The organism is Pedobacter kyonggii, from assembly GCF_004310665.1.
Classification (GTDB): Bacteria; Bacteroidota; Bacteroidia; order Sphingobacteriales; family Sphingobacteriaceae; genus Pedobacter; species Pedobacter kyonggii.
Genome location: NZ_SIXF01000017.1, coordinates 92113 through 115202, shown reverse-complemented (window position 1 = coordinate 115202; position 23090 = coordinate 92113). Strand labels below are relative to the sequence as shown.

Genomic DNA, 23090 nt, shown 5'->3' with positions numbered 1-23090 from the left:
CATACACTATGTCACCCTGAGGGATAATTTATTATATAAATCTATATGAGTGACGTTTAATTGATTTCTTTTGCCCTAAGGCAAGGTCTTGCCTCGGCTCGCCGCCGCCGAAGGGCTCTTTCTTTTTGACATCAAAAAGACCAGCACAGCTAGCTTGAATGCCGTTGAAAACATAAAAATCCATGAAAAAACAAAAAATGCCGGCTGAAAATTTTTCTTTTGAAGTCAGTTGTACAGCCAGAACAGTGCAGCCCGAAAAATTTGTTAGGCCGGATTTAAGTAGAACGGGAATACAGTGCTATGGCCTAGCTGGATGGAAAATCAAAATCGATTAAAAAACTGATTAATAGCGGTTTGCAAAATAACGTCAATGGTAGCGTAGTCGAAGGATCTTTTCATTTGATAGACCCTGAAATAAATTCAGGGTGACGGGCTTAACTTGTAGATTTTCTCCATTTCGCTGTGCTTCATTCAATAGCTATCGGATCGAAAAGACGACAACCCGCAACGACTGAAATACTCCACACAAATCATGGCAGAAAAATTTTACGCACAATACAATAAATCTTATTTATAGCGTTTATATATCTGAGAGCGTTAATTTAGATGATGGGGATTCTGCAATAGTGGAATCCCCATTTCTTTTATAACAAAAAAACGGCTAGCATTTCTACTAACCGTTCCTAACAACTATAATAACTAACTTATTTGTTTAAAGAATTGATCCAGTTGGCAATTTTTAAAGCTTCAGCTTTGGTTACCTGCGGCATTGGCGGCATTTCTGTTGAGTAACCCGGCCAATTTTGTGGTTGTGGATTGTGGATCAACTGAAATATTTTCTCTGCTGAATACTTACGTTTTGCAATTTCTACGAATGGCGGGCCAATTTGCCTTTTTGTTTGATTGTGGCAGGCCAGGCAAGTGTTTTTAGTTAACAATCCCTCAACTTCTTTAAAGGTGGGTGCCTTAGCTGTAGCAGCAGGCTTAGCCGGAATTGCTGTTGCTTTTGACTGAGGCGCTTTCCCGGTTGTTGCCTTTGGTGCAGTTGCTTTCTTAGCAGGAGCATTTACCGGTGCCGCCGAGTTTTTGGTACTTACTTCACTGGTAGAAAGTTTATTTCCATCGGGAATCTGGTTCAAGGTATAATAAGCTACCGGATGAACTAAAGAATAAAAACCATCTTGAGATCTTAAACCATCTAATGTTAAGGTATGTATATAATATTGACGAAGGTTCTGCACAATAATCCTGGCTTTTAAACCATCTGCCGAAACTTTAACCCCAGAGATTTTTAGTTTCTCAGTATTTACAGGTGGCGAACCATACACAGGGTGATATTTGTAAATAAAGCTTTCTGCATCATATGAAGCTAAATCTTCAGCCGATTTACGATCAACAGGCATAGTAAACTCCACTTCAAAACCATCAGGCATTGCCCTAACGGCTTTCATTTCGAAAGGGGTTTTATTATTATACACCAATCTTTCTAAGCCTTCATTGGCATCTCCTGCCGATCCCCAACCGCGGTTGGTTTCACCAACAAATAATGAACCATCGGTACCCCACTCTAACCTCAATACACCAGAACGGAAACCTTTACGGAAAAGGAAGGCAGCGCCTTGTTCCTCACCTTTCACCGTTTCCATAAAAATCCTCGAAATAATACTCATTCCCTGATCGCCAACTAAAATCTGACCAGCGAAGGGGCCGAATGTGTTTGCGGGAATTTTAACAGGTTCTGCGGAAGAGATGCCCAAAATACCATAAGGCAACCAAACCGATGGCAAACGTAATTCAGGGAATACTTTCTTCATTTCGAATAAAGTTTTGAATGTTTCGTTTACCCTATTTTCTGGTTTAATGTATCTTCCTTGTTCGTTTTTGGTTCTACGCTCGTCTATTTGCGAGTAAAAGAAATCTGACTGCAGTTTAACCGGAGAGTTAGGTAAGTTGGTCCATCTTAAACTGGCTGGATGCCCCATAAAATCACCTTTATTTACTTTCCATAAACCACCTGAACCGACCCAGTCGCCCTGGTTTTCGGTATAATAAAACTGTCCATCAATAGTACCGATCCCAGCTGGCGAACGGAAACCCGCAGCATAAGGACTCATTTTACCATCTTCGGTAATGTTCATGGCCCAACCACGCATCGGCACACGGCTTTCTGCTCTCCACCATTCTTCATCGCCAAAGGCCACGTTTCCGGTAACCATAAAAGTACCATCAGGCATTAATTTGGGTCCAAAACTATATTCGTGGTAATGACCGCTTAAAGGCCACGCATAAATGGTTTCGTACACATCGGCTTTGCCATCCTGATCCTTATCAACCAGTTTGGTCAACTCACCGCGCTGTGCCACATAAAATGCACCATTTTTATAGGCGATGCCCAAAATTTCGTGCAAACCATAAGCAAACCTTCGCCAGTAAGGTTTGGCACTTGTAGGGTTTTCTACAATGTACACTTCTCCCCTACGGGTAGAAATACCTAAATCGCCATTTGGCAAAGTAATCAGACCCCCAACTTCTAAAATGGGGCCTTCGGGTACGCGTACTTTATTTATCTTGAAAAAATCTTCTTCTTTCGGTGTTTCTTGTGCAAAAACTGTAGTAAAGCTAAAACTTAATGCCAGTATTGCTAATTTTTTAAATGTATTTCTCATTGTCATTCCAATTAAAACAAAATGGTATAATTTAACTTAGTTCCAATAGCTACGATAACTTCTTTCTTGCCATCAACATCTCTGATTACTGGTTTAGCAGTTCCATCAGCAAGTTGGATATAGTAAGATTTATCATCAATCAGGTATAAACCTTTGGCTACTTCTTCTATATCAGAACCTGTTGCCAATAGGAAATATAAATCTTTTGATGGTTTATCAACAGCAATCTCTCTCGTTAAACCTTGTCCATTTTCCATCACCTTAATGGCATCGGTAACATTTGTTCCATTAATGATGTACTTAAACTCCGGACGGTCTTGTTTATCCATAACATAACCTTTGGTTCTGAAACCAGTACCAGCGGTATCAGCAATCCATTTAGCCTGATCTTTCGCTAATTTTGCAATGGCCAAAACGGGTTTTTTAGTAAAACGGGTAACACTTCCCATAGCCCGCGAAGTTCCGTTTCCACGGCCATCCCACATTGGTGTAGCATCGATAAAATCGCCATGCCATCCCTGTAATAATGTACCATTATCTAAATCATAGCTGTAAGCAACTTTTTCAGGTCCACCTACCGAAATAGCATGTACCGAGCGTACTCTTGGCGCAACATCAACAAAACTTCTGATCATGTTGTTGCTTGCCGCTTCAATGTAAATTGGATCTGCCCCACCATTTTGGTTTGGTTTTGGAATTTCTGATAATTCGTTAATCTGGATATTTCTAAACGCTACCGAACCGTGATCGCCCTGTAAACGCAAAGGTCCCTTTGCTTTTTCAGCTCCAGCTGCTCCTCTGGTTGCACCAAATAGCTCAACATTCTCGTGAATCAGTACACCGTTTAGTTCTGCACTGATAATTTTAGCATTTTGTGTTTTCTTTCCTGATGCATCAAATTTTGGTGCCTGGAAGATAATTTTAATGTGCTGCCATAAACCTGGCGCTTTACTTGCATTTTGACGTGGAGCAACACCTCCAAAGCCTTTTTCGGCTTCAGGTTTGCTGTCATCCCAACGTTGGTAAATGCCACCGTTGTTTGATGAACTTGGGTTTTTCAGCCCCCATGCATCGTCAATCTGAATTTCGTAGTTACCTTGCAGGTAAATACCAGAATTTGTTCCTTTTGCAGTTAAATAATCTAATTCTATTGCTACATCACCGTATTCGTTTATGGTGTATAAATCAGAACCCGCTTTTTTTGCTGTAGATTGATTAATCAATATCCCTTCACCTTTAGTTATTTTTAAAACATTTTCGGTGTTTAGATCGGCCACCACATTTTGGGCGAGTGACCATGAATTTGAAGGGTTTTTAAAGGCTGAAAGATCTTTGAGATCAATACGCTGGCCAAATGCCAACAGGGTTCCGCAAAGCCAGAAAATGGCTGTAAAACCCGTCTTTGAGATGTTCATATACTTGGTTTGTTAGTTTTAGCCTAAAGCTAGATATTTTGTTTAAAATCCATCGGATAAATTGCCTTACCCGATGGATAATTATTTTTTTCTATTTTTCTGTCGATAATGAATAAGGGAAATCAGCTGGATTTGAACCTCTTGTTTTATTAGGGGTTGCTGACATATTGAAATTCAACACTCCACCTTTTTGCAAACCACTGTGGCTGATCCAATTTTTAGAATATGGCTTACCATTCATCTGCAATGATTGGACATAGCGGTTGTTATCGCTATTGGCCGGGGCATTAATCACAACAGTTTTACCATTTTCTAAAGTAACCGTTATCTTTTTAAACAAAGGAGCACCTAAAACATACTGATCAACCGCTGGTGTTACCGGATAGAAGCCCATTGCCGAGAAAACATACCAGGCAGAAGTTTGCCCGTTATCTTCGTCACCGCAATATCCATCAGGAGTAGGTTTGTACATTCTGTTCATTGTTTCTCTTACCCAATATTGTGTTTTATAAGGCGCACCACCGTAGTTATACAGGTAAATCATGTGCTGGATCGGTTGGTTACCATGTGCATATTGGCCCATGTTTGCAATCTGCATTTCTCTGATTTCATGAATTACACCACCGTAGGCACTCTCATCAAATACTGGAGGCATTGAGAAAACAGAATCCAGTTTGGTTACAAATTTACTATGGCCACCCATTAATTTGGCTAAGCCATCAACATCCTGAAAAACAGACCAGGTATAGTGCCAGCTGTTACCTTCGGTAAATGCACCGCCCCATTTAAATGGACTAAATGGACTTTGGAACGTTCCATCCTGATTTTTACCACGCATTAAACCCGAAGCCGGATCGAACAGATTCTTATAGTTCATAGCTCTTTTCTTATAGATATCGATCTCCGAAGCCGGTTTACCTAAAGCTCTTCCCAACTGATAAATGGTAAAATCATCATAAGAATATTCTAATGTTTTAGCTGCATTTTCATTCTTTTTCACATCGAACGGCACATAACCCAATTCGTTGTAATACTTAACACCATCGCGGCCAACGGCTTCCATAGGTCCTTCATTGTTTGCGCCATGTTTTAAAGCCTGCCATAACGTTTCGATATCGTAACCACGCATACCTTTAATATAAGCATCAGAAACTACCGAAGCAGAGTTGTTACCCACCATAATGTTTGCATAACCCGGGCTGCTCCATTCAGGCAACCAACCGCCTTCTTTGTAATCGTTGATTAAGCCTTGTTGCATTTCCTTGTTGATTGAAGGATAAACCAGGTTTAAGAAAGGATATAATGCCCTAAAAGTGTCCCAGAAACCTGTACCAGCGAACATGTATCCTGGTAAAACCTGTCCGTTGTAAGGACTCCAGTGTACAATCTGGTTTTGTGCATCAATCTCATATAATTTATTGGGGAAGAATAAGGTACGGTACATTGCTGAATAGAAAGTACGGGTTTGATCAATCGTACCACCTTCAACAGCAATTTTACTTAATGTTTTGTTCCAGGTTGCTCTACCTTTTGCTTTTGTGGCATCGAAACCATCGTTAGCCAATTCTCTTTTTAGATTTAAATCGGCCTGCTCAAAACTGATAAATGAAGAGGCAACCTTTGCAATTACCTGTTCGCCTTTTTGTGTAGCGAAACCAATAACAGCACCAGCATGATCTACAGTTAATTCCAAATCTTTATCGTTAAGTTTTTTATCATCCCAGGTTTTAGCCAATTTGAAATCTTTGTTAAAATAGATTACAAAGTAATTTTTGAAATTTTTAGGCAGTGGACCACGGGCATATTTAGTGGTATAACCGATAATTTTTCTTTCTGCAGGTATAATTTTAATGTAAGAGCCTTTATTCTGCGCATCTACTACCACATAAGCACTATCCGTTTTAGGAAAAGTAAACCTGAACTGAGCAGCACGCTCTGTTGGGGTAATTTCGGTGGTTACATCAGCATCTGCTAAATAAACGCTGTAATAATATGGCTTAGAAACCTCTGCTTTATGGCTGAACCAACTAGCACGGTCATCATCTGTGAATTTTAATTTGCCAGTAACGGGCATAATAGAAAAAGCGCCGTAATCGTTCATCCAGGGTGAAGGCTGATGTGTTTGTTTAAAGCCACGGATTTTGTCGGCATCGTAAACATAAGCCCATCCATCGCCATTTTTACCAGTTTGTGGTGTCCACATGTTCATTCCCCAAGGCAAACCAATTGCCGGGTAGGTGTTTCCGTTAGATAGTGACGGCTTGGATGCCGTTCCCATTAAAGGGTTTATCCAATCTACCGGATCTGTAATTTTGCCTATTGTTTGTGCGAAGCTGGTTGACGCCGCAACACTCAATAAAGCGATAAATAATCTTTTCATTTGTTGTGTTTGTGTTTTATATGCTTGTATTTATTTTAAACTTCCGAATTTTTAACGTAATCTGCCCAAAGTGCATCTAAATCTTTACCTGTTAATTTTGTCCAGATATCTTTGGTATAAGTGTGGTCTCTTAAAGATGCATCAACGGTTTTAATAATACCCGGTTTTACACTTTTCTCCATCCAGGCAAAAAAACCTGCAGTAATGCGGTAGCTATTTTTATAACTATGTTCTGGCTTTAAAGCAGGTAGCGACCATTTGGCACCTTCATTATCTACGCCAAATTTATAGCGGGCATAATCGGCAATACCTTCTGTTAACCAGCCTGGGCCAACGCTCCGGCCGTAATCCTGTACAATGTGCATTACCTCGTGGGTTACCACATCAATATCTTCAGGATGTTTTTCCATCCAGACCGAACTGAAGGTTACTTTGCCATCAGCAGTTGCCGCCACGCCTTTGTAAGCTGTATCTACAAAAAATTTCACTTCTTTTACGGTTGATGGATTATACGCTTTGGCCAGTTTTGGGTAAACTTCGAAAAAAGTTTTGATTAACCGTTTCTTCAATTGAGGGTCTAATTCCTTAAAATTGCTCTCGAACGATAAGGTATAACCACTTTTCTTTGTGATTTCCTGTGCTTTTAAATGAGCTGAAAAAGCCGAAATAAGCATTACGAAGATCGAAAAAGTAAGTATTTTTTTCATCTGATTATATTTTTATTGTAATGGATTTTTACTTTGGTTAGCCTGTTTAGTTCTGCAAAATAAATATAATATGTAAAACGATTTAGTAAATGATCAAAAATTTTACTCTGGTGATGATTATTTCACAAAACAGAGGATCATCATTTCGAGCGCAGTGTAACGGAGTCGAGAACCCGAAGGCTCAGCGGGGCAAAATCTAGATAGATCTCTCCATTTCGCTTCAGTGGAGATGACGACTGTTCTATATAAATCTTTTTTATAATGCCCCTCCCTCCTAAAGAGAAGTCAAGTTTTATAGCAAGTGTGCTATTCAAAACTTGACTTCTCTTTAATTATTTTTTACTGCTATAAGTAAGGCTTACTTTTTCGGGTCCTTTACTGTAGTCTTCCCAAAGCTGATCGACAGTTTTCCCTGTTAGGGCGGCCCAGGATTGCTCGCTGTATCGGTGCGCTCTTAATTGTTGATCTAAAGTAGCAATTAAGCCAGGTTTTACATTTTGCTCTAACCATGCAAAAAACCTTGCGGTAATACGATAACTGTTTTTATAACTCTGTTTCGCATTATACTCTGGCAAACTCCATTTCGAACCTACATTATCAACACCATATTTATAACGTACATAATCGGCAATACCTTCGGTTAGCCAAACCGGACCAGCGCTATAGCCATAGCCCTGAACAATGTGCATGGTTTCGTGTGTTACCACATCAATATCGGTTGGATGCGCTTTCATGTAAGCAGCACTAAATAAAATTCTATTTCCGCTTGCTTCTGCAACTGCCTTGTAAGCTGTGTCAACCACAAATAACACATCGTGGGTAGATTTATCGTTAAATGTTTTAACCAGGGTTGAGTAGATTTCGAAATAAGTAGCAATTAACTTCTTTCTTACAGCCGGATCTAAATTTGGATCTTTGCTGATAAATGTTAATTCATACCCTTTGTGTTTTTCTTTACTGTAAGAAATCCAGTTTTTTTTGAGTGCAGAAAACATTTCCTTTTGGATTTTCTCTTGTGATTTGTTTTTAACCCATTGACTGTTTACTTTAATCTCTCCGGCTTTGGCCTGTATTGTTGGTGTTTCTTCCGTTACCAAATCTAATACTACATCTCTTTTGGTACGGTATCCATCTGCCTGAGCAAATTTTGGATAAACCTGAAAAAAAGCAGCCTTTAATTTGTCATCTACGATAGCATTTGTTGCGCTATCTTTATCGTTAATGGTAATTTTATATTCTCGTTGCCCCCGGTTTTGAGCAAAAGTCTTTGCCCCTAAAAAAGAAGCCAGTGCAACGATTAAAAATTTCTGATTCATTTGTTTGTATTGGTTTATTTAGATAAATAATAGCCGGGGTTAATAAAAATCATTAGCGATGTAAAAAACACCCCCGCTTAATGGTTATTATGAAAACCAAATGCTATGTTTTTTAAAAGCTAAACATTAAAAAAATGGCTTTAAACATAAACTAAAACGTTTAATTAAACAATAATAAGCATATTACTACATAAGCAAAAATTAATTCAGTTTTTTTAAGGCATTTTTTTTATTAAACGTCCAATGTAATGGCCCAGCGGTATTTAGAAATAAAAATATTACAGAAAATTAGGGCTTGCCAAGCGAAAACAGGTAAGGCCATCTCATAAATTAAATTTTCTTTCAAATCTGTCGGATTGAGCGCCTGAGCATGCCTGTCGGCTGGCTATCATTGATATTATTTTGAATACTGTATTTGAATAAATTTTGAATGAAAGAATGGGCATCGTACCTGAAACATTCAATCATTCAAAACTTAATCCCTTCAAAATAACTTAAGTTGTGCGCTAAATACTCAAAGGGCATTTATACTCATCTTATGAAATAAACTATCCGCTGTACAACAAATTCATGATTTATGAGACAGCCACCATGTGGAAAGGAGGTAAAACTGACCTTATGTAAGGCTTAGATCGCAGCAACTTGCAGCACCGATTAAGGCTGCATGTTCTTTAAGTTCAGATATTTTTATATCCGTGTCAATGCCGTTACCTTTTAATGTTGCAATCAACTCGGGAGCAAAAGCACTAAAAGATTGTGCAATATTACCACCAACTATTACAGTATCTATTTTGTGTTTCTTAATAATAGGGATCAGGAACTGCGCCAGGTTATAGCCGAATTCCATAAAAACCATGGTTGCATGATGATCGGTTTCTACAATCTCTACCAGTTCTTTAACCCCTGCTACAGCTTTTCCACTAAGTTGATTAAAACGTTTTACGAACCAGCGCGTAGATAAGTAATCTTCAGCGATTCCGTCTAAAAATTCGGAGTTCCAAAGGTCAGCATCAAAAGCTTTATAATCGAGACAAAGCGATGAGCCCAGTCCTGTACCCAACGTTAAACCCAACACACTGGCATTTCCTTTGGCAGCACCGGCAAAAACCTCGCCTTGTAAAAAACCTGCTGCATCGTTTATAAAGTGAATATTCTCTGTAGGGATATCCAACCTTTTCGACAATTCTTCTTTTACATTGATCTGGTAAAGTGATTTAAACTTATCCTGATCTTTAATTAATGAAATGCCTTCACTATAATTAAAAGGGCCTGGCATGGCAATTCCAACATTCCGGGCACCGTTTTTAATATTTTTAAAAGCCTTATTGATGATATCGCACCATGCCGATAAAATCACTTCTTTACTCTCCTGCGAATTCACAGGGCTACGTTTGATAGAATCCTTCACCAAAGTTCTTGTTTCTAAATCCACCAATGCGGCCGTAATATGCGAGCCGCCAATATCTACACCTAATGCAAAAGGCTTTTCCATTCTATATATTTCTGTTATCTATTCTTTAATCTAAATTAGTCGCCAAAAGTAGCGATTCAATTTTTATTTACTGATCGAAAATGGCTTATCTTCTTCTAATAACCCTCTATTTAACGAAGGTTTAACATTCATCTCTAATTTTAACACTCCTCCTTTTAACAAATCGCTATGGTTTATAAAATTTTTGGTATAATTTTTACCATTTAAGCTTGCCGATTTTATATAAACATTGCTAACATTGTTGGCAGGTGCTTCAATGACGAATTTTTTGCCATTTTCTAAATTAATAGTTGTTTTTTTAAACACCGGGCTTCCTAGAACGTACTCTCCTGTACCTGGCGTTACGCTGTAAAACCCTAATGCGCTTAACACATACCACGATGAGGTTTGCCCCTGGTCTTCGTCTCCGGGGTAACCATTTTCTGTGGCATTGTACAGTTTATGCATCACCTCACGGGCATAAAACTGTGCTTTCCAGGGTTGATTAGCATAATTATATAAATAAACCATATGCTGTATGGGCTGGTTTCCATGTGCATATTGGCCCATATTTGCCATTACCATTTCGGTCATTTCATGGATCATCCCTCCGTACGAACCTACATTTACTTTATTGGGTTCGCTGAAAACAGAATCGAGCTTGGCGATAAAATTGTTCTTCCCTCCCATCAAATTAATTAAACCTTTGGTATCTTGAAAAACTGACCATTGCCAATGCCATGCATTTCCTTCGGTAAACGGGCCTCCCCATTCCGTTGGGTCGAAATTTGGCGACCATTTCCCCGCTGCGTTCCTACCCCTCATGAAACGGGTAGAAGGGTCGTAAACATTTTTATAATTGTACATGGGTTTCTCAAAAACCTCCATATAATGCTTATCTCCTATCATTTCTGCCAAATGGTAAGCGCAATAATCGTCGTAGGCATACTCTAGTGTTTTGGCTGTAGCTTCTCTGTATTTTGGATAAGGCACATAACCCAATTGATTATACTCGGTTACGCCATCTCTACCGTTTGCCGGGCCCCATGGCCCCTTGTTCATTGCTTCATGATAATAAGCGTCCAGTGCCTTTTTCGGATCAAACGTTCTGATTCCTTTTGCCCAGGCATCGGTTAACAAAGAAATAGCGTGGTTACCGATCATACTTCCCGCTTCGCTAGGAAAAGACCATGATGGCAACCAACCACATTGCTCATAGGCATCGAGCATGGCCTGCATATAACGGCCGTGCATTTCTGGCTGTACAAGTGTATTTAGCGGGAATTGTGCACGGAAAGTATCCCAGAAACCCGTATCGGTAAACATATACCCATCATGCACTTTACCATCATACGGACTAAAGTAATATGGTTTTCCGGCTTCATTTATTTCATAAAATTTTCTGGAAAAAAGGCTTGCCCTAAAAAAGCAAGAATAAAAAGTTTCCATGTCTGCTTTTGAACCGCCTTCTACTTCTATCTTACCCAGCGATTTATTCCATACCGCAGCAGCATGGGCTTTGGTATCTTCTAAAGTCTTATCATTGCCCAGTTCTCTTTTTAAATTGAGTTCGGCCTGTTGTAAACTGATATAAGATGAAGCTGTTTTCACCTGCACCTTTGTACCAGATTCGAACTGTACAAATGCTCCTTTTCCCAATCCTTCAGCAGAAATAGAATCTTTTGCAATGGTATTACGTTTGTTCTCCCATGTACCGTAAGATTTAATCGGTTGATCGAACTGAATTACGAAATAACTTTTCCAACCTCTTTTAAAACCTTCGCCATTGTTTACCCAGCCCGTCATTTTATTTTCTTTGGGATAGATCTGAACACCGCTTAATCTGTTGTATCCGTCTAAAATTAAAAAGCTTCTTTTGCCTTTTGGATAGCTGAACCTAAGGTGTGCACCACGCTCTGATGGTGAAATCTCGGTGGTGATATCGTTTTCGAATTTTACTTTATAATAGTTTGGTTTAGCAATTTCATCCTGATGGCTAAATTTAGTTTCGCGTTTATCTTCATTTACAACCAACTCATCAACCATTGGCATTAAAGAAAATACCGCGTAATCTCTCGTCCAAGAACTGCACTGATGCGCTTGTTGAAAGCCTCTGATTTTATCTTTAAAATATTGATACTTCCAACCATCACCATTTCTACCGGTTTGCGGGGTCCAGGTATGCATACCAAATGGCAGTGCAGTTGTTGGATAGGTATTTCCTCTGGTGAGTTCGTGTTTGGAGTTAGTGCCCTGAAGCGTGTTAACATAGTGAACCCAATCTTTCTGCTGCGCCGATAAACCTTTGGCAGCAAGGCAGCATAAAATGGATGCGATTAATTTAAGTTTCATTTGTTTGTGTTTATTCTTTCCAGCTGATATAACCAAAACCAGACTGTATATTTAAAAACACCGGCATTTGTAAGCGCATGTATAGGCATGCAAATGCTGATGCTGTGGTTACTTAATATTCCATTTATCGGCTAACATCTTGATGAAATAACCACCAACAACACTTCTCGCCTGAAAGCCTGTCATTTTTCCATTGGTAGTTTCATGCCAGTCGCTCAATGGCACCTTACTCTCCGTTTCGGTCGCAAAACGATATATCGGACTTATAAATTCTTGAAAATCTGCTCTGTTATCAGCCAAGGTAGCTGTCCACATAATCCAGTCAGACTTGGTGTAAGTTCTACGGCTATCCAATGGCAATCCGAAATCTCTTTGTTTAGTTAGATAAAACTTAATCTCCTTTTTATAAACCTCTTTCGGAAAAAGATCGAGTTTTAAAAGCTTGTCCCAAACCAAATTATATTTCTGGCTCCAGGTATTTTTATCGTTAAAGGTTAAAGCATAATGATCGCCATCATCGGCAAGTTTCATCCAGTTCTGAGCCATTTGTAAAGCAGCAGTTCTGTATTTTGTAGCTACATCGGCCTTACCTAACAATTGCGCCATTTGTGCATAAGCACCTAAAGCTACAATGGCTTTTACCGATAAATTCGAATTTCTGGCCAAGTGTCCGGCAAAATCGTCGGTACATAATTGATTGGCCGGATCGAAACCTTCTCTCAGCAGATAGTTTGCCCATACAGACATTACTTCCCAATGTTTCTCTGCATACTTTACATTTCCTTCTGCCTTGGTAATGGCTGCAGTTAAGATGATCATATTTCCAGCCTCTTCTACAGGCATATCTTCTCCATAGGTTTGGCCGTTAGCTAAAGGATAAGTACCTAAATCGTGTGCAGCAAATGGTTTCTTCCATTTTCCACTTTCTGAATAATAGAAAATACCATTGAGCATTCCTTTTAACAATTCGGGATTGTACACCAAAAATTGTGGTGCTGATGGATAAGTTACATCTACTGTATTGATTGATCCATTACTAAAATTTTCTTTCGATAGGAACAGGATGTCTCCATTTGGGGCATATACAATTTTGTGCGCTGCAATAGCCTGTCTATAAGCCAATTTACACATATCAGCATATTCTTTCCCACCAGCTTTTTCTGCATCTGCATATAGTTTGGCATCAAAAATAGTACATTCGGTTTTTAACGAAGGGTACTGGGTATCGGCCTGGGCCAATTCATCTTCAAACTGTTGACTACCCGAAAGTCTCCAAACGGGTTGCAGCTTTGTGCCAAAGTACTCTACCGATTTCAGATCATCATAACCCAACATCATATACTTGTCTACCGGGGTTGAAGAAACCGAACCGAAAGGAATAATACTGCTTAGGTTTAGGTTTTTTGAATTTAAAACCTGTGCTTGTACAGGGTATTTGGAATCGACGAAACTTTTTAAGCTTTCGTTCTGCGTACCTATAAATTGAGTGGCATTAAACCTGGCGGGTACGGCTACGTATAAATAGCCCCAATCGATACGTAAATCATCTCCCAGTTTCTTTAACACCGGCTGTTCTACTGTCCCTGTTTTTAAGATGGAGAGATTGTTTTTCGAATGCTTCCACGCCGACACACTTTGACTTGGTGTATTTACAGCCAGGTTTGATGATGCACCGAAAAAAACATCTACACTATGCGGCTTGCCATCAGTAGATTTTACCGTATAATTGATATAACTGATTGGCCTGGCGGTTAATTTAATATCATTAAGCAACAACGGGGAGGTAAAAGCTACCTGTAGTTCTACATGGCCACAGCTAAAAGTATATCTGGTAGTGGTGGCCGCTATGGATACATTGGTTTGGGTAGCGGGAGCGATTTTTACATCACTTGTATCTTCTTCTACAATTCCAGCATCTAAATGCCTGCCCCCAGCGGTATTTTTACAATGGATGGCCAGTATATTTTTTCCTGTTTTTAGGTTCCCGTCTTCAATTGGCACATAAATATAATCAGAAACCCACCCATTCCTTTTGTAAATTACTTTACCGTTTAAATAAACAATTACATTATCATCGTGATTGAGTTTTAAGTATTTTTTTGTAGCCGATATATTGTCTACACTGAAGGTTCTTCTAAAATAAAGATCGTCGCTATTCCATTTTGTTTTGGCAGAATGATCATCTCCAAAAGGAGCTTCGGCTTTTTTCCAGCTGTTATCGTTGTAACTGTTATTTTCCCAACCTGTTTCAGGTTTATCGAAGCTGTAACTGGCCTGATATTTTAAAACATCGGCAGCTGGGAGTATTTCTTTAAAGGTTTTACTTTCTTGGCCTAAAAACCGATAAAACTTACCATCTACTTTAATAACACCCAGCAAAGATTGATCCTTCCCTGTCCAGTGTTTAGTTACCGATTGGTTAAGCCCATCGCCAAAAGACCAAATACTAAAATATGCATCATGTGTAATTAACGGATAAGCGGGTGCCTTATCTTGTGCTTTTATAATTAAATTAAAAAAAAGACAAAGTGCTACTAAGGAAAATTTTCTCATAATTAATATTTGGTTTTCATTGCAGTTAATAAAACGTTTTACTGATTTATCGGCGAAATATCTTGACAGCAGCTAAATAAGCTGCGAAAGTATGCTGGTTTAAATTGGGTTTTTAGTCTAAAGGCTGAATAAAGTAAAACGTTTTACTAAAATCAATATTAGTAAAAAAATCTTCATATTCAGGTGTGTGCAACTGTAATATATAGGTTACAAAGTATTGATTTGAAAATGGATGGAAAATAATCATCAATAGTATAAATTGAAAGAATGAAAGCATAACAACGCTTTTACGAAAATTAAGCGTATTACATTAGAAACCTCGGAAGTTAGTCTTATCAAAATTACAATGGCATAATTTTGCAAAAAAAGCCGTATCACAATTTCTTATAATACGGCTTTTTATGCTTTATCTTAGTTACTTTAATTATAACCAGGATTTTGCGCTAAGTTTTCATTAAGTGTACGTTGAACTTGTGGAATTGGGAACAGGTTCCTAAACGTTGCTGATGGTGTATGATCCCACCAGCTCTCGGTCGTAAATTTACCAAATCTGATCAAGTCATTTCTTCTGAAACCTTCAAAAATAAATTCTCTGCCTCTTTCGCTCAACAGTTCGTTAAGTGTTAACGTTGCAGGTGTGTATGCTCTTGTGGCCCAATTTGTGTCAGTAAAAGCTCTTTTTTTACAGTCATTGATCAGTTGTACTGCCTCTGCTGTTGCTACTCCCCCGTTCTTACGCATAATGGCTTCTGCTTTCGCAAAATACACCCAGGTTAACCGGTAAATATTCCAATCAGTATTGTTGTAATTAGCATCAATAGGCACAGCTACGCCATTTACAATACCTGCAACCTGATTACCTAATTTGTATTTATTGAAACGAACTCCACTATTTTCTTCACCTTCACTCATATTGGATACGGTAGATCCAGTTTTATTTTTACGGATGTTATCTACAAAAACAATCTGTTGCCCATCATATTCGTTTCCTCCTCTGGCAAGCGCTGGTTGACCATTGTCAAATCTCACCATCGGACCTTCTAAGAGCCAGGTTCTCTTTCTTAAATCTTCATCCTCGTATTTTGTGAAATTTCCGGGTACTACAACAATACCATCGTTACCATTTCGTGCACCACCATAGATTTGATCTTGCTGGAAGTGAAAGAATTCACCTGTCCAAGAGGGTTGAAAAGAAGCTTTTGTAAACTCATAAGCGATTGAAAAAATCACTTCTTTGGATAAATCGTTAGTAGACTTGAATTGATCAGTGATGTTTGGATCTAACTGCATAGTACCGTTCTGCGCACCACCATCACCTGCAATCAGTTTATTTGCAGCAGCAATACAATCGTCCCATCTTGCTGTACCTGTCCAAATTTCAGCATTTAGATAAAGCTCTACCAACATTGCATAAGCACCAGCTTGACTCATCCTACCAATCATGTTTCTTGATAACTTTGGTGCTTTTTCGATGTTTTCTTTAATCTCTTTTTCGATAAAGGAAAAAACAGCTGCTCTAGGCTGTGTTTCTGGCTTTGCAGGAATACCAACCTGTGTTACAATTGGAATATTGCCAAAAAGATCCATTAGTTTTAAATAGTGAAAGGCTCTTAATAATTTTAACTCGGCAATGTAGGCATCTTTTTCTGCTTGCGTAATCCCCATATCTACAATGCTTCTTCTTTCAAGGTTTCCGATAGGATCGTTACATAAACCCATGCCCCAATACATCAACACCCAGGCATTATTTAATGGTCCATCATCACTTAACCAGGTGTGATAGTGTAATCTTTTCCATTTACCACCATCTTCTCCATGACGGCCTTTAGTTGGCCAAGCCAATTGATCTCCTGAGAGCTCAGCCGGCCTCCACCATCCATCTTGGCCTGACGGCGTAACCCAGGCATTAGCATGAGTATATGGCCTTAAAACGGCTGATAGAACTTCATTTTTATTATTGTAGAAATTATCTGCAATTAACTGATCATAAATCGGTTGATCTAGTTTTGAACAGCTATTTAATAGCAACGTTGGTGCTGCCACAAGCACTGTTAATATTATTTTTTTATATCTTTTCATTGCTTAAAAATTAAAATCCGAAATTAACACCAAATAAGAATTGTCTTGTTGCAGGGTAAGGGCTTCTGGTGTCGATACCTAAGCTTCTGCCGTTGATTTCTTGCCCTAAACCTGTATCTTGAATATAGTCTGGGTCATTCCCTGTGTAACCTGTAATGGTCACTAGATTTTGTCCAGTCAAGTTCAATCTTAGTGTTCTCACATATTTGGTCTTAAGTTTAAAGGTATAACCAAGCGTCACCTCATCAAGTTTAAGAAAGCTACCACTCTCTAAGTAATAATCAGTGTACATATAAGTATCTTTCAGATCAGCATATTTGGTGAAAGCACTATTTAGCAAGTTAGTAGAGGCACCATTTTTGTTACCATAAGAAATAGCCATAGTATTGAGCACATCGAAATCAAGCTTACTTCTGAGGAATACTCTTAAATCAAATCCTTTATAGGTAAAGTTGTTTGTTAAGGACAAATAATATTTAGGAACAGCATTCCCAAGCACGGCAAAATCGGTTTGATCTCTGAATACAGAGGTGTTAATTTGAGCATTAGTTACAACCTCATTATTTCTGTTGTAAAACCTCCATTTACCATCTGGCGTGAAGTTGGCAAAGCGTTTGCCCCAGAATTCACCAACTTTTCTACCTTCGTAAGTTCTAAATGCATCTCCGAGCGCTCCGAAACCACCTATCGAACCAAAAGTTCTCATGTCTCTGCGATATTCACTATTAGAATAAGTATCCAGGATATTTTCTGTAGTACTACCTGCAAAATCTACACTCCAACTGAAATCTTTATTTTTAATAGCCGCATAGCTTAAAGAAAGCTCAACACCTTTAGCTGAAATTGATCCAACGTTTGTCGTAATTGATGACGTTACAAAAGGAGGTTGTGGCGAAGTGTACGTATCTATTAGGTCTTTCGTTTTTCGTTTGTATACATCTATCGAACCAGTTAATTTATTGTTTAGGATAGTAAAGTCTATACCAATATTGGTTTCTTGTTTGGTTTCCCACCTCAAATCAGGATTAGGGTTTTTATTTGGACCATAAGTTTGCAGATACTCGCCTGTTGGGAAAAGATAGATCCCTCCACCGCTTAAGGTTACTAGAGCAGCATCATTTCCCATACCCGAATTACCTGTTTCCCCATATCCTACTCTTAGCTTCAAATTGTTCACCCAGCTTACATTCTTCATGAATTCTTCCTGCGTAATATTCCAGCCTGCGGAAATAGCAGGGAAGTTAGCCCATTTGTTGTTTGCTCCAAACTTAGAAGAACCTTCTCTTCTGAAGATAGCTTGAGCAAAGTATTTATCATTCAAGGAATAGTTTAATCTTGCAAAAACAGCAATCAATGTATTCTCATTTTTAAAGCTTCCTATACCTATTGTAGTTACCTTTACAGGCACACTTCCCAGATTATTATCTTCAAATAAATCATTCACATAGCCCCGGTTATTGGCATTAAAACCCTCATTGGTTTCCCGACGGAAACTGTAACCACCAATTCCAGAGAGTTTGTGTTTCCCAAAAGTCTTCGTGTACTCAATTGTAGGTTCGAAGTTGATATTTTGGTTTAACTCAGTACTTTTTCCAGCATATCCACCACTAGGAGCATCACCGTTTTCAACTGAATTCTGGCTTGCTTTATCACGATATTCGCTCCAAATTCTGTTATTTCTTTGGGTTGCAAAGAATGCGCTCAATTTCAAATCTTTCAGAACTTCGAAATCGACTTTACCATCTACTGAGGTAGTTTGCTGTTGTACACCATAGCGTTCTTGTTCTAAACGGGCAAGCTCGTTGGTGATTGTTCTGGTGAAAAGGTAAGAGCCATCAGGGTTAAAATATGATTCAGTTGGATTCTTAGTCAATACATTTTCCCAACCGCCTCCACCAAGTAGGTTGGCATTGTTGAAATTAGTAGATACGTTGAATTGTGCCTGAAGTTTATCATGAAATCCCTTTTGAGTCAAGCTCGCACGAATGCCATATTCTTTTCGTCCGTTTTCCTTTGCAAAACCTTGAAGCTCTCTGTAGTTTGCACTAACTCTATAATTAGAGTTATCGCTGCCTCCAGATACTGCCAAGTTGTGGTTGTTGGAAATGTTGTTTTTATTGATAAGATCCTGAAAATAATCAAAATCGCCACCTTTATCAACTACATTGTATTCACCACTTGCAATGCGCGCTCTCCATTCGGTAGCATTCATAAAGTCCGGTCTTTTTACAAGGGTTTCAGTTCTAACATAAGCATTGTAATCAAAACGAGCAGGTCCTTTTTTGCCTTTTTTTGTTGTTACGATGATTACCCCTGCATTTGCTCTTGTTCCGTAAATTGCGGCACCAGATCCGTCTTTTAAAACGCTAAACGATTCGATATCGTCTTGTTGTAAAAGATCAAGGTTACCTCCTGGAATTCCATCGATGATGATTAAAGGGCTTGCAGTGCCAGATACAGAAGTAACTCCCCTCAATTGAATACCTACTCCACTGTTAGGGTTAGAGCTATTTCTAGAGATTTGTAAACCTGCAACCTTTCCTACCAATAAATCTAATGGGTTTCTCGAGCCACTTTGTCTGAATTTAGTAGAATCTACTTTCGTTACAGCCGAGGTAATTTCTTTTTCTCTTAATGTACCGTATCCTACTACTACAACATCATTCAGTTTAGTATCAGAAGATACAACTAATTTGATGTTTAATGTGGTTTGATTAGCAATTGTAATGTTCTGCGTTATATAGCCTATATAACTGATCCTGATCACATCGCCAACATTTGCTTCTATACTAAATTTTCCAGTTGCATCGGTTACAGCACCTTTGCCAGAAGTTACATTCTTAATACCTACCCCTGGAACTGGCTGGCCACTATCGTCCACTACTGTTCCGGTAACATTTTTTTGCGCCTGAATCCGCCCATTGAGCTTGTTATCATTCAAGAACCTCCGTGTACCATCCCACTCCGAATTCATTGAAAACGCCGGACTATTCAGCAATACAATTGCAGCAGACAGCCCCGTGATTTTAAGTAAATTAATTTTCATTAACGGTTTTGTTAAATTATAAATTGATTAGTTATTTTTTTTCCTGGTAATATTTTATCTGTGATGGAAATGACCGGACTGGATTAGTTGCCGAACATTTTCAGGTATTTTATTGATTTAAAGGTTTGATTTGATCGTGACAGAAGTATTTCGGCGGTTTAGTAAAACCTGTTAAAATTCAGTAAGGAGCTGCTGTAATTCTCATAATAAATAGATCGGCTAAGCTAAAACGTTTTAGTTGATCAATTATAACTATTTTAAAGTATAATAAAACGTTTTAGTAAGTAAAAAAAATATTACAATCGAACGAAGGTCGATTTTTTCCTAATCTCTAATGACTAAACGGGCGGGGATAATTACCTCTTCAGCAGGTGATTTACCTTTTGAAGAAAGCTGGTTTAAAATGAGTTTAATGATGGTTTCGGCTATTTCTTCCAGGGGTTGTTGGACAGCAGAAATACGGGGAGTATGCAGTTCGAATGCTTCATGATCATCATACGCGATAACCCCGAAATCATCTCCTACTTTTTTATTGATTTGTTTTAGCGCTTTTAAGCCACTAATTGCTAAATAATTGGTTGCAAATAACACTGCATCAATTTTTTTATTTTCGAAGAGTTCTTGAATCTGAGCAATGGTTTCGCTTTCTTCCTGATTAAAATGGATCTTTAAAACCAGCTTGTCATCATATCTGATTCCATTATCTTCCAGTGCTTTCTTATAACCATCGTACCGCTCTATAATTTGTTCCACATTTATATCAGTGGTAACCAAGGCTATATTCTTTTTACCATGATCGATAAAACTCTGTATTGACTGGTGCGAGGCATTAAAATGATCTGCTCCAACGTAGCTGGTATTAACGTCTTTCAAATTTCTATCGAACAGGATTACGGGGTTACCATCATCCAGGAGCATTTGTATATCTTCTTCTATTCCTTTTATCGGAGAAATGATATAGGCATCAACTTTTCGCGATTTGAACATGTTGATCAGTTCCTTTGCTTTGTCGATACTGTTTTCTGTACTGGAATAAATAATTTTATAACCTTTTTTATAGGCTTTATCTTCAATTAACCTTGCAATCCTGGAGAAGAATGAATTGGAGATATCCTCGATAATTAAGCCGATGATATTGGAGTTACCTGTTCTTAAGCTTCTTGCAATCTGATTAGGCTTATAACCGCTTTCCTCAATAATTTTTTCAACTTTTTCTATTACTGCTTCGCTTATCGATTTCTCTTTTGCTTTACCGTTAATAATGAATGATACTGTGGTAATGGATACATTTGCTTTTACGGCTATATCTTTGATAGAAAGCGATTTCATTTGGTAGGATTTCTTTTGAGTTAATCAATTCAAAGCTAAATAAAAATTGCAGCTTTTAAATTTTTGCCATTATAAAAACGCAATTTAACATTTTTTATCTTAATCGTTTTAGAAACGTTTGTTAAAGGATGGCACAATGTCAAAGTGAAAGCTTAAAACAACAAAAGGCGCCATTAAGGCACCCTTTGTATCAAAATTAATATCCTGTACGAGTAAGTAGGTTCATCATTAAGCCCTCTACCTGTTGAATTGTTAGTGCAGGTAGGTCGTAATTAATCTTGCCGTTTTTGCCGAAGCGCCGGGTTTTCCCATGAGTAAAAGCAGCTCGTCATAATGTTCTAACATCTCGTTCCTGCCCTCACCTGTTAAGATAATTTTGAGCTCTTCGTTCGCCTTTTGGGTGTTACAATCCTCCTGGATAAGTTCGGTTACAATCTTCTTGTTTACAATAAGATTAACCAATGAAATAAACTTAATTTTCACCAACATCCTGGCAATGGCAATTGAAATGGTTCCGCCCTTATAAACCACCACCTGTGGCACTTTAAACAAAGCAGTTTCTAGCGTAGCTGTTCCTGAAGCTACAATTGCAGCATGGGCATGGTGCAATAAATTATAGGTACTACTAAAAAGAAGATGAACTTTTTTATCGCCCGTAAACTGGCGGTAGTAACTTTCGGTAAAAGTTGGTGCAGCTGCAATGGCAAAAATATAATCTGGATGGTTTTCGGTAATGCTCAACATCACCGGGAGTAACCGTTCTATTTCCTGCTTGCGGCTACCAGGCAATAGGGCGATAATTTTCCCATTTCCTAATTGATGGTTTTCGCGGAAATTTAAATCAGGCGTAAACTGCGCAATTTCGTCTAATAAGGGATTGCCAACATAATCTACCTGCATGCCCCATTCTTTGTAGAAATCTACTTCGAAAGGCAAGATACAGAACATATGATCGACAACCTTTTTGATTTTCAACACCCGTTTTTGGTTCCATGCCCAAACTTTAGGTGAAATATAATAACATACTTTAATGCCGTTGGCCTTTGCAAATTCTGCAATTTTTAAATTAAAGCCCGGAAAATCGATCAGGATCAACACGTCGGGCTTCCATTCTAAAACATCGTCTTTGCAGGCTTTAAGATTTTTGAAAATGGTTCTTAAATTTAGAATTACCTCTGTAAAGCCCATAAAAGCCATATCGGCATAATGTTTAACCAGCGTTCCACCTTCGGCCTGCATTTTATCACCCCCGAAATACCTGAATACAGCTTCGCCGTCCTCAGCTTTTAAGGCTTTCATTAAGTTGGCACCATGTAAATCGCCTGAGGCTTCTCCGGCTACGAGGTAGTATTTCATAGTTATAATTTTACTGCAAATCTGTCATTAGATAAGATAAAAAGTGATCGTCATTCCCGCGCAGGCGGGAATCTTAAAGCAAATAACATTGGGATCCTGAAATGAATTCAGGATGACGAACCGATCTATTCAGCTTCAGCGTTTCGTCAAAAAACTTTGTATGCAAAAAATATAAAAGCGCACAAAAACGTTGCGGCCAATATGCCTCTTCCAATATTTTCTTTATTGTATTTAAAAAAGTATTGCATGGTATAAGCATTTATGGCAATACCACCAATATATAACAAATCTGCTTTTGCAAGGGAAGCCACATGGTTAATAATATACCAGGCAATGGAACAAAATATTGCTGGCACAAGCAAACCGATGCCCAAACCTATCCATACAGAATTATTTAATCTTTTCAATCGATCAATCATA

The 23090-nt window shown here is 38.5% G+C and carries 14 protein-coding genes; 1 reads left to right on the top strand and 13 read right to left on the bottom strand.

Features of this window, described 5'->3' with window-relative positions; all coding sequences use genetic code 11:
- Positions 1-182: 182 nt before the first annotated feature.
- On the top strand, positions 183-335 hold the full coding sequence (locus EYS08_RS25800; protein ID WP_165456489.1) for a hypothetical protein: 153 nt from the start codon (positions 183-185) through the stop codon (positions 333-335).
- A 369-nt stretch (positions 336-704) separates the two neighbouring features.
- Here the strand turns inward: EYS08_RS25800 and EYS08_RS16750 are convergent, their stop codons facing one another.
- The 13 genes from EYS08_RS16750 to EYS08_RS16690 form a co-directional block, all read right to left on the bottom strand.
- The gene (locus EYS08_RS16750; protein ID WP_131031104.1) at positions 705-2666 is read right to left on the bottom strand and encodes a c-type cytochrome; all 1962 of its coding nucleotides are present in this window, start codon (positions 2664-2666) and stop codon (positions 705-707) included.
- Between the two features lie 11 nt (positions 2667-2677).
- Positions 2678-4081: a 3-keto-disaccharide hydrolase gene (locus tag EYS08_RS16745; RefSeq protein ID WP_131031103.1), complete on the bottom strand. Its 1404-nt coding sequence runs from the start codon at positions 4079-4081 to the stop codon at positions 2678-2680.
- Positions 4082-4172: 91 nt separating this feature from the next.
- A complete protein-coding gene (locus EYS08_RS16740) occupies positions 4173-6461 on the bottom strand; it encodes a GH92 family glycosyl hydrolase (protein WP_131031102.1) in 2289 nt (762 codons plus the stop codon).
- A gap of 35 nt (positions 6462-6496) precedes the next feature.
- Positions 6497-7168, bottom strand: coding sequence for a basic secretory protein-like protein (locus tag EYS08_RS16735; protein ID WP_131031101.1), 672 nt, complete (start codon positions 7166-7168; stop codon positions 6497-6499).
- Positions 7169-7500: 332 nt separating this feature from the next.
- The gene (locus tag EYS08_RS16730; RefSeq protein ID WP_131031100.1) at positions 7501-8484 is read right to left on the bottom strand and encodes a basic secretory protein-like protein; all 984 of its coding nucleotides are present in this window, start codon (positions 8482-8484) and stop codon (positions 7501-7503) included.
- A 616-nt stretch (positions 8485-9100) separates the two neighbouring features.
- Positions 9101-9976, bottom strand: coding sequence for an ROK family protein (locus EYS08_RS16725; RefSeq protein ID WP_131031099.1), 876 nt, complete (start codon positions 9974-9976; stop codon positions 9101-9103).
- 63 nt (positions 9977-10039) lie between these two features.
- Entirely contained in the window at positions 10040-12307 is a 2268-nt protein-coding gene (locus tag EYS08_RS16720) for a GH92 family glycosyl hydrolase (protein ID WP_131031098.1), read from the bottom strand.
- 108 nt (positions 12308-12415) lie between these two features.
- Complete coding sequence (locus EYS08_RS16715) at positions 12416-14860, bottom strand: glutaminase family protein (protein ID WP_131031097.1); 2445 nt, start codon at positions 14858-14860, stop codon at positions 12416-12418.
- A gap of 420 nt (positions 14861-15280) precedes the next feature.
- Positions 15281-16939, bottom strand: coding sequence for a RagB/SusD family nutrient uptake outer membrane protein (locus EYS08_RS16710; RefSeq protein WP_131031096.1), 1659 nt, complete (start codon positions 16937-16939; stop codon positions 15281-15283).
- A gap of 10 nt (positions 16940-16949) precedes the next feature.
- Positions 16950-19985, bottom strand: coding sequence for a SusC/RagA family TonB-linked outer membrane protein (locus EYS08_RS16705; protein ID WP_131031095.1), 3036 nt, complete (start codon positions 19983-19985; stop codon positions 16950-16952).
- A 324-nt stretch (positions 19986-20309) separates the two neighbouring features.
- A complete protein-coding gene (locus tag EYS08_RS16700) occupies positions 20310-21314 on the bottom strand; it encodes a LacI family DNA-binding transcriptional regulator (protein ID WP_131031094.1) in 1005 nt (334 codons plus the stop codon).
- A gap of 252 nt (positions 21315-21566) precedes the next feature.
- The gene (lpxB, locus tag EYS08_RS16695) at positions 21567-22670 is read right to left on the bottom strand and encodes a lipid-A-disaccharide synthase (protein WP_131031093.1); all 1104 of its coding nucleotides are present in this window, start codon (positions 22668-22670) and stop codon (positions 21567-21569) included.
- 146 nt (positions 22671-22816) lie between these two features.
- On the bottom strand, positions 22817-23077 hold the full coding sequence (locus tag EYS08_RS16690) for a stationary phase survival protein SurE (protein WP_244215980.1): 261 nt from the start codon (positions 23075-23077) through the stop codon (positions 22817-22819).
- Positions 23078-23090: the final 13 nt, after the last annotated feature.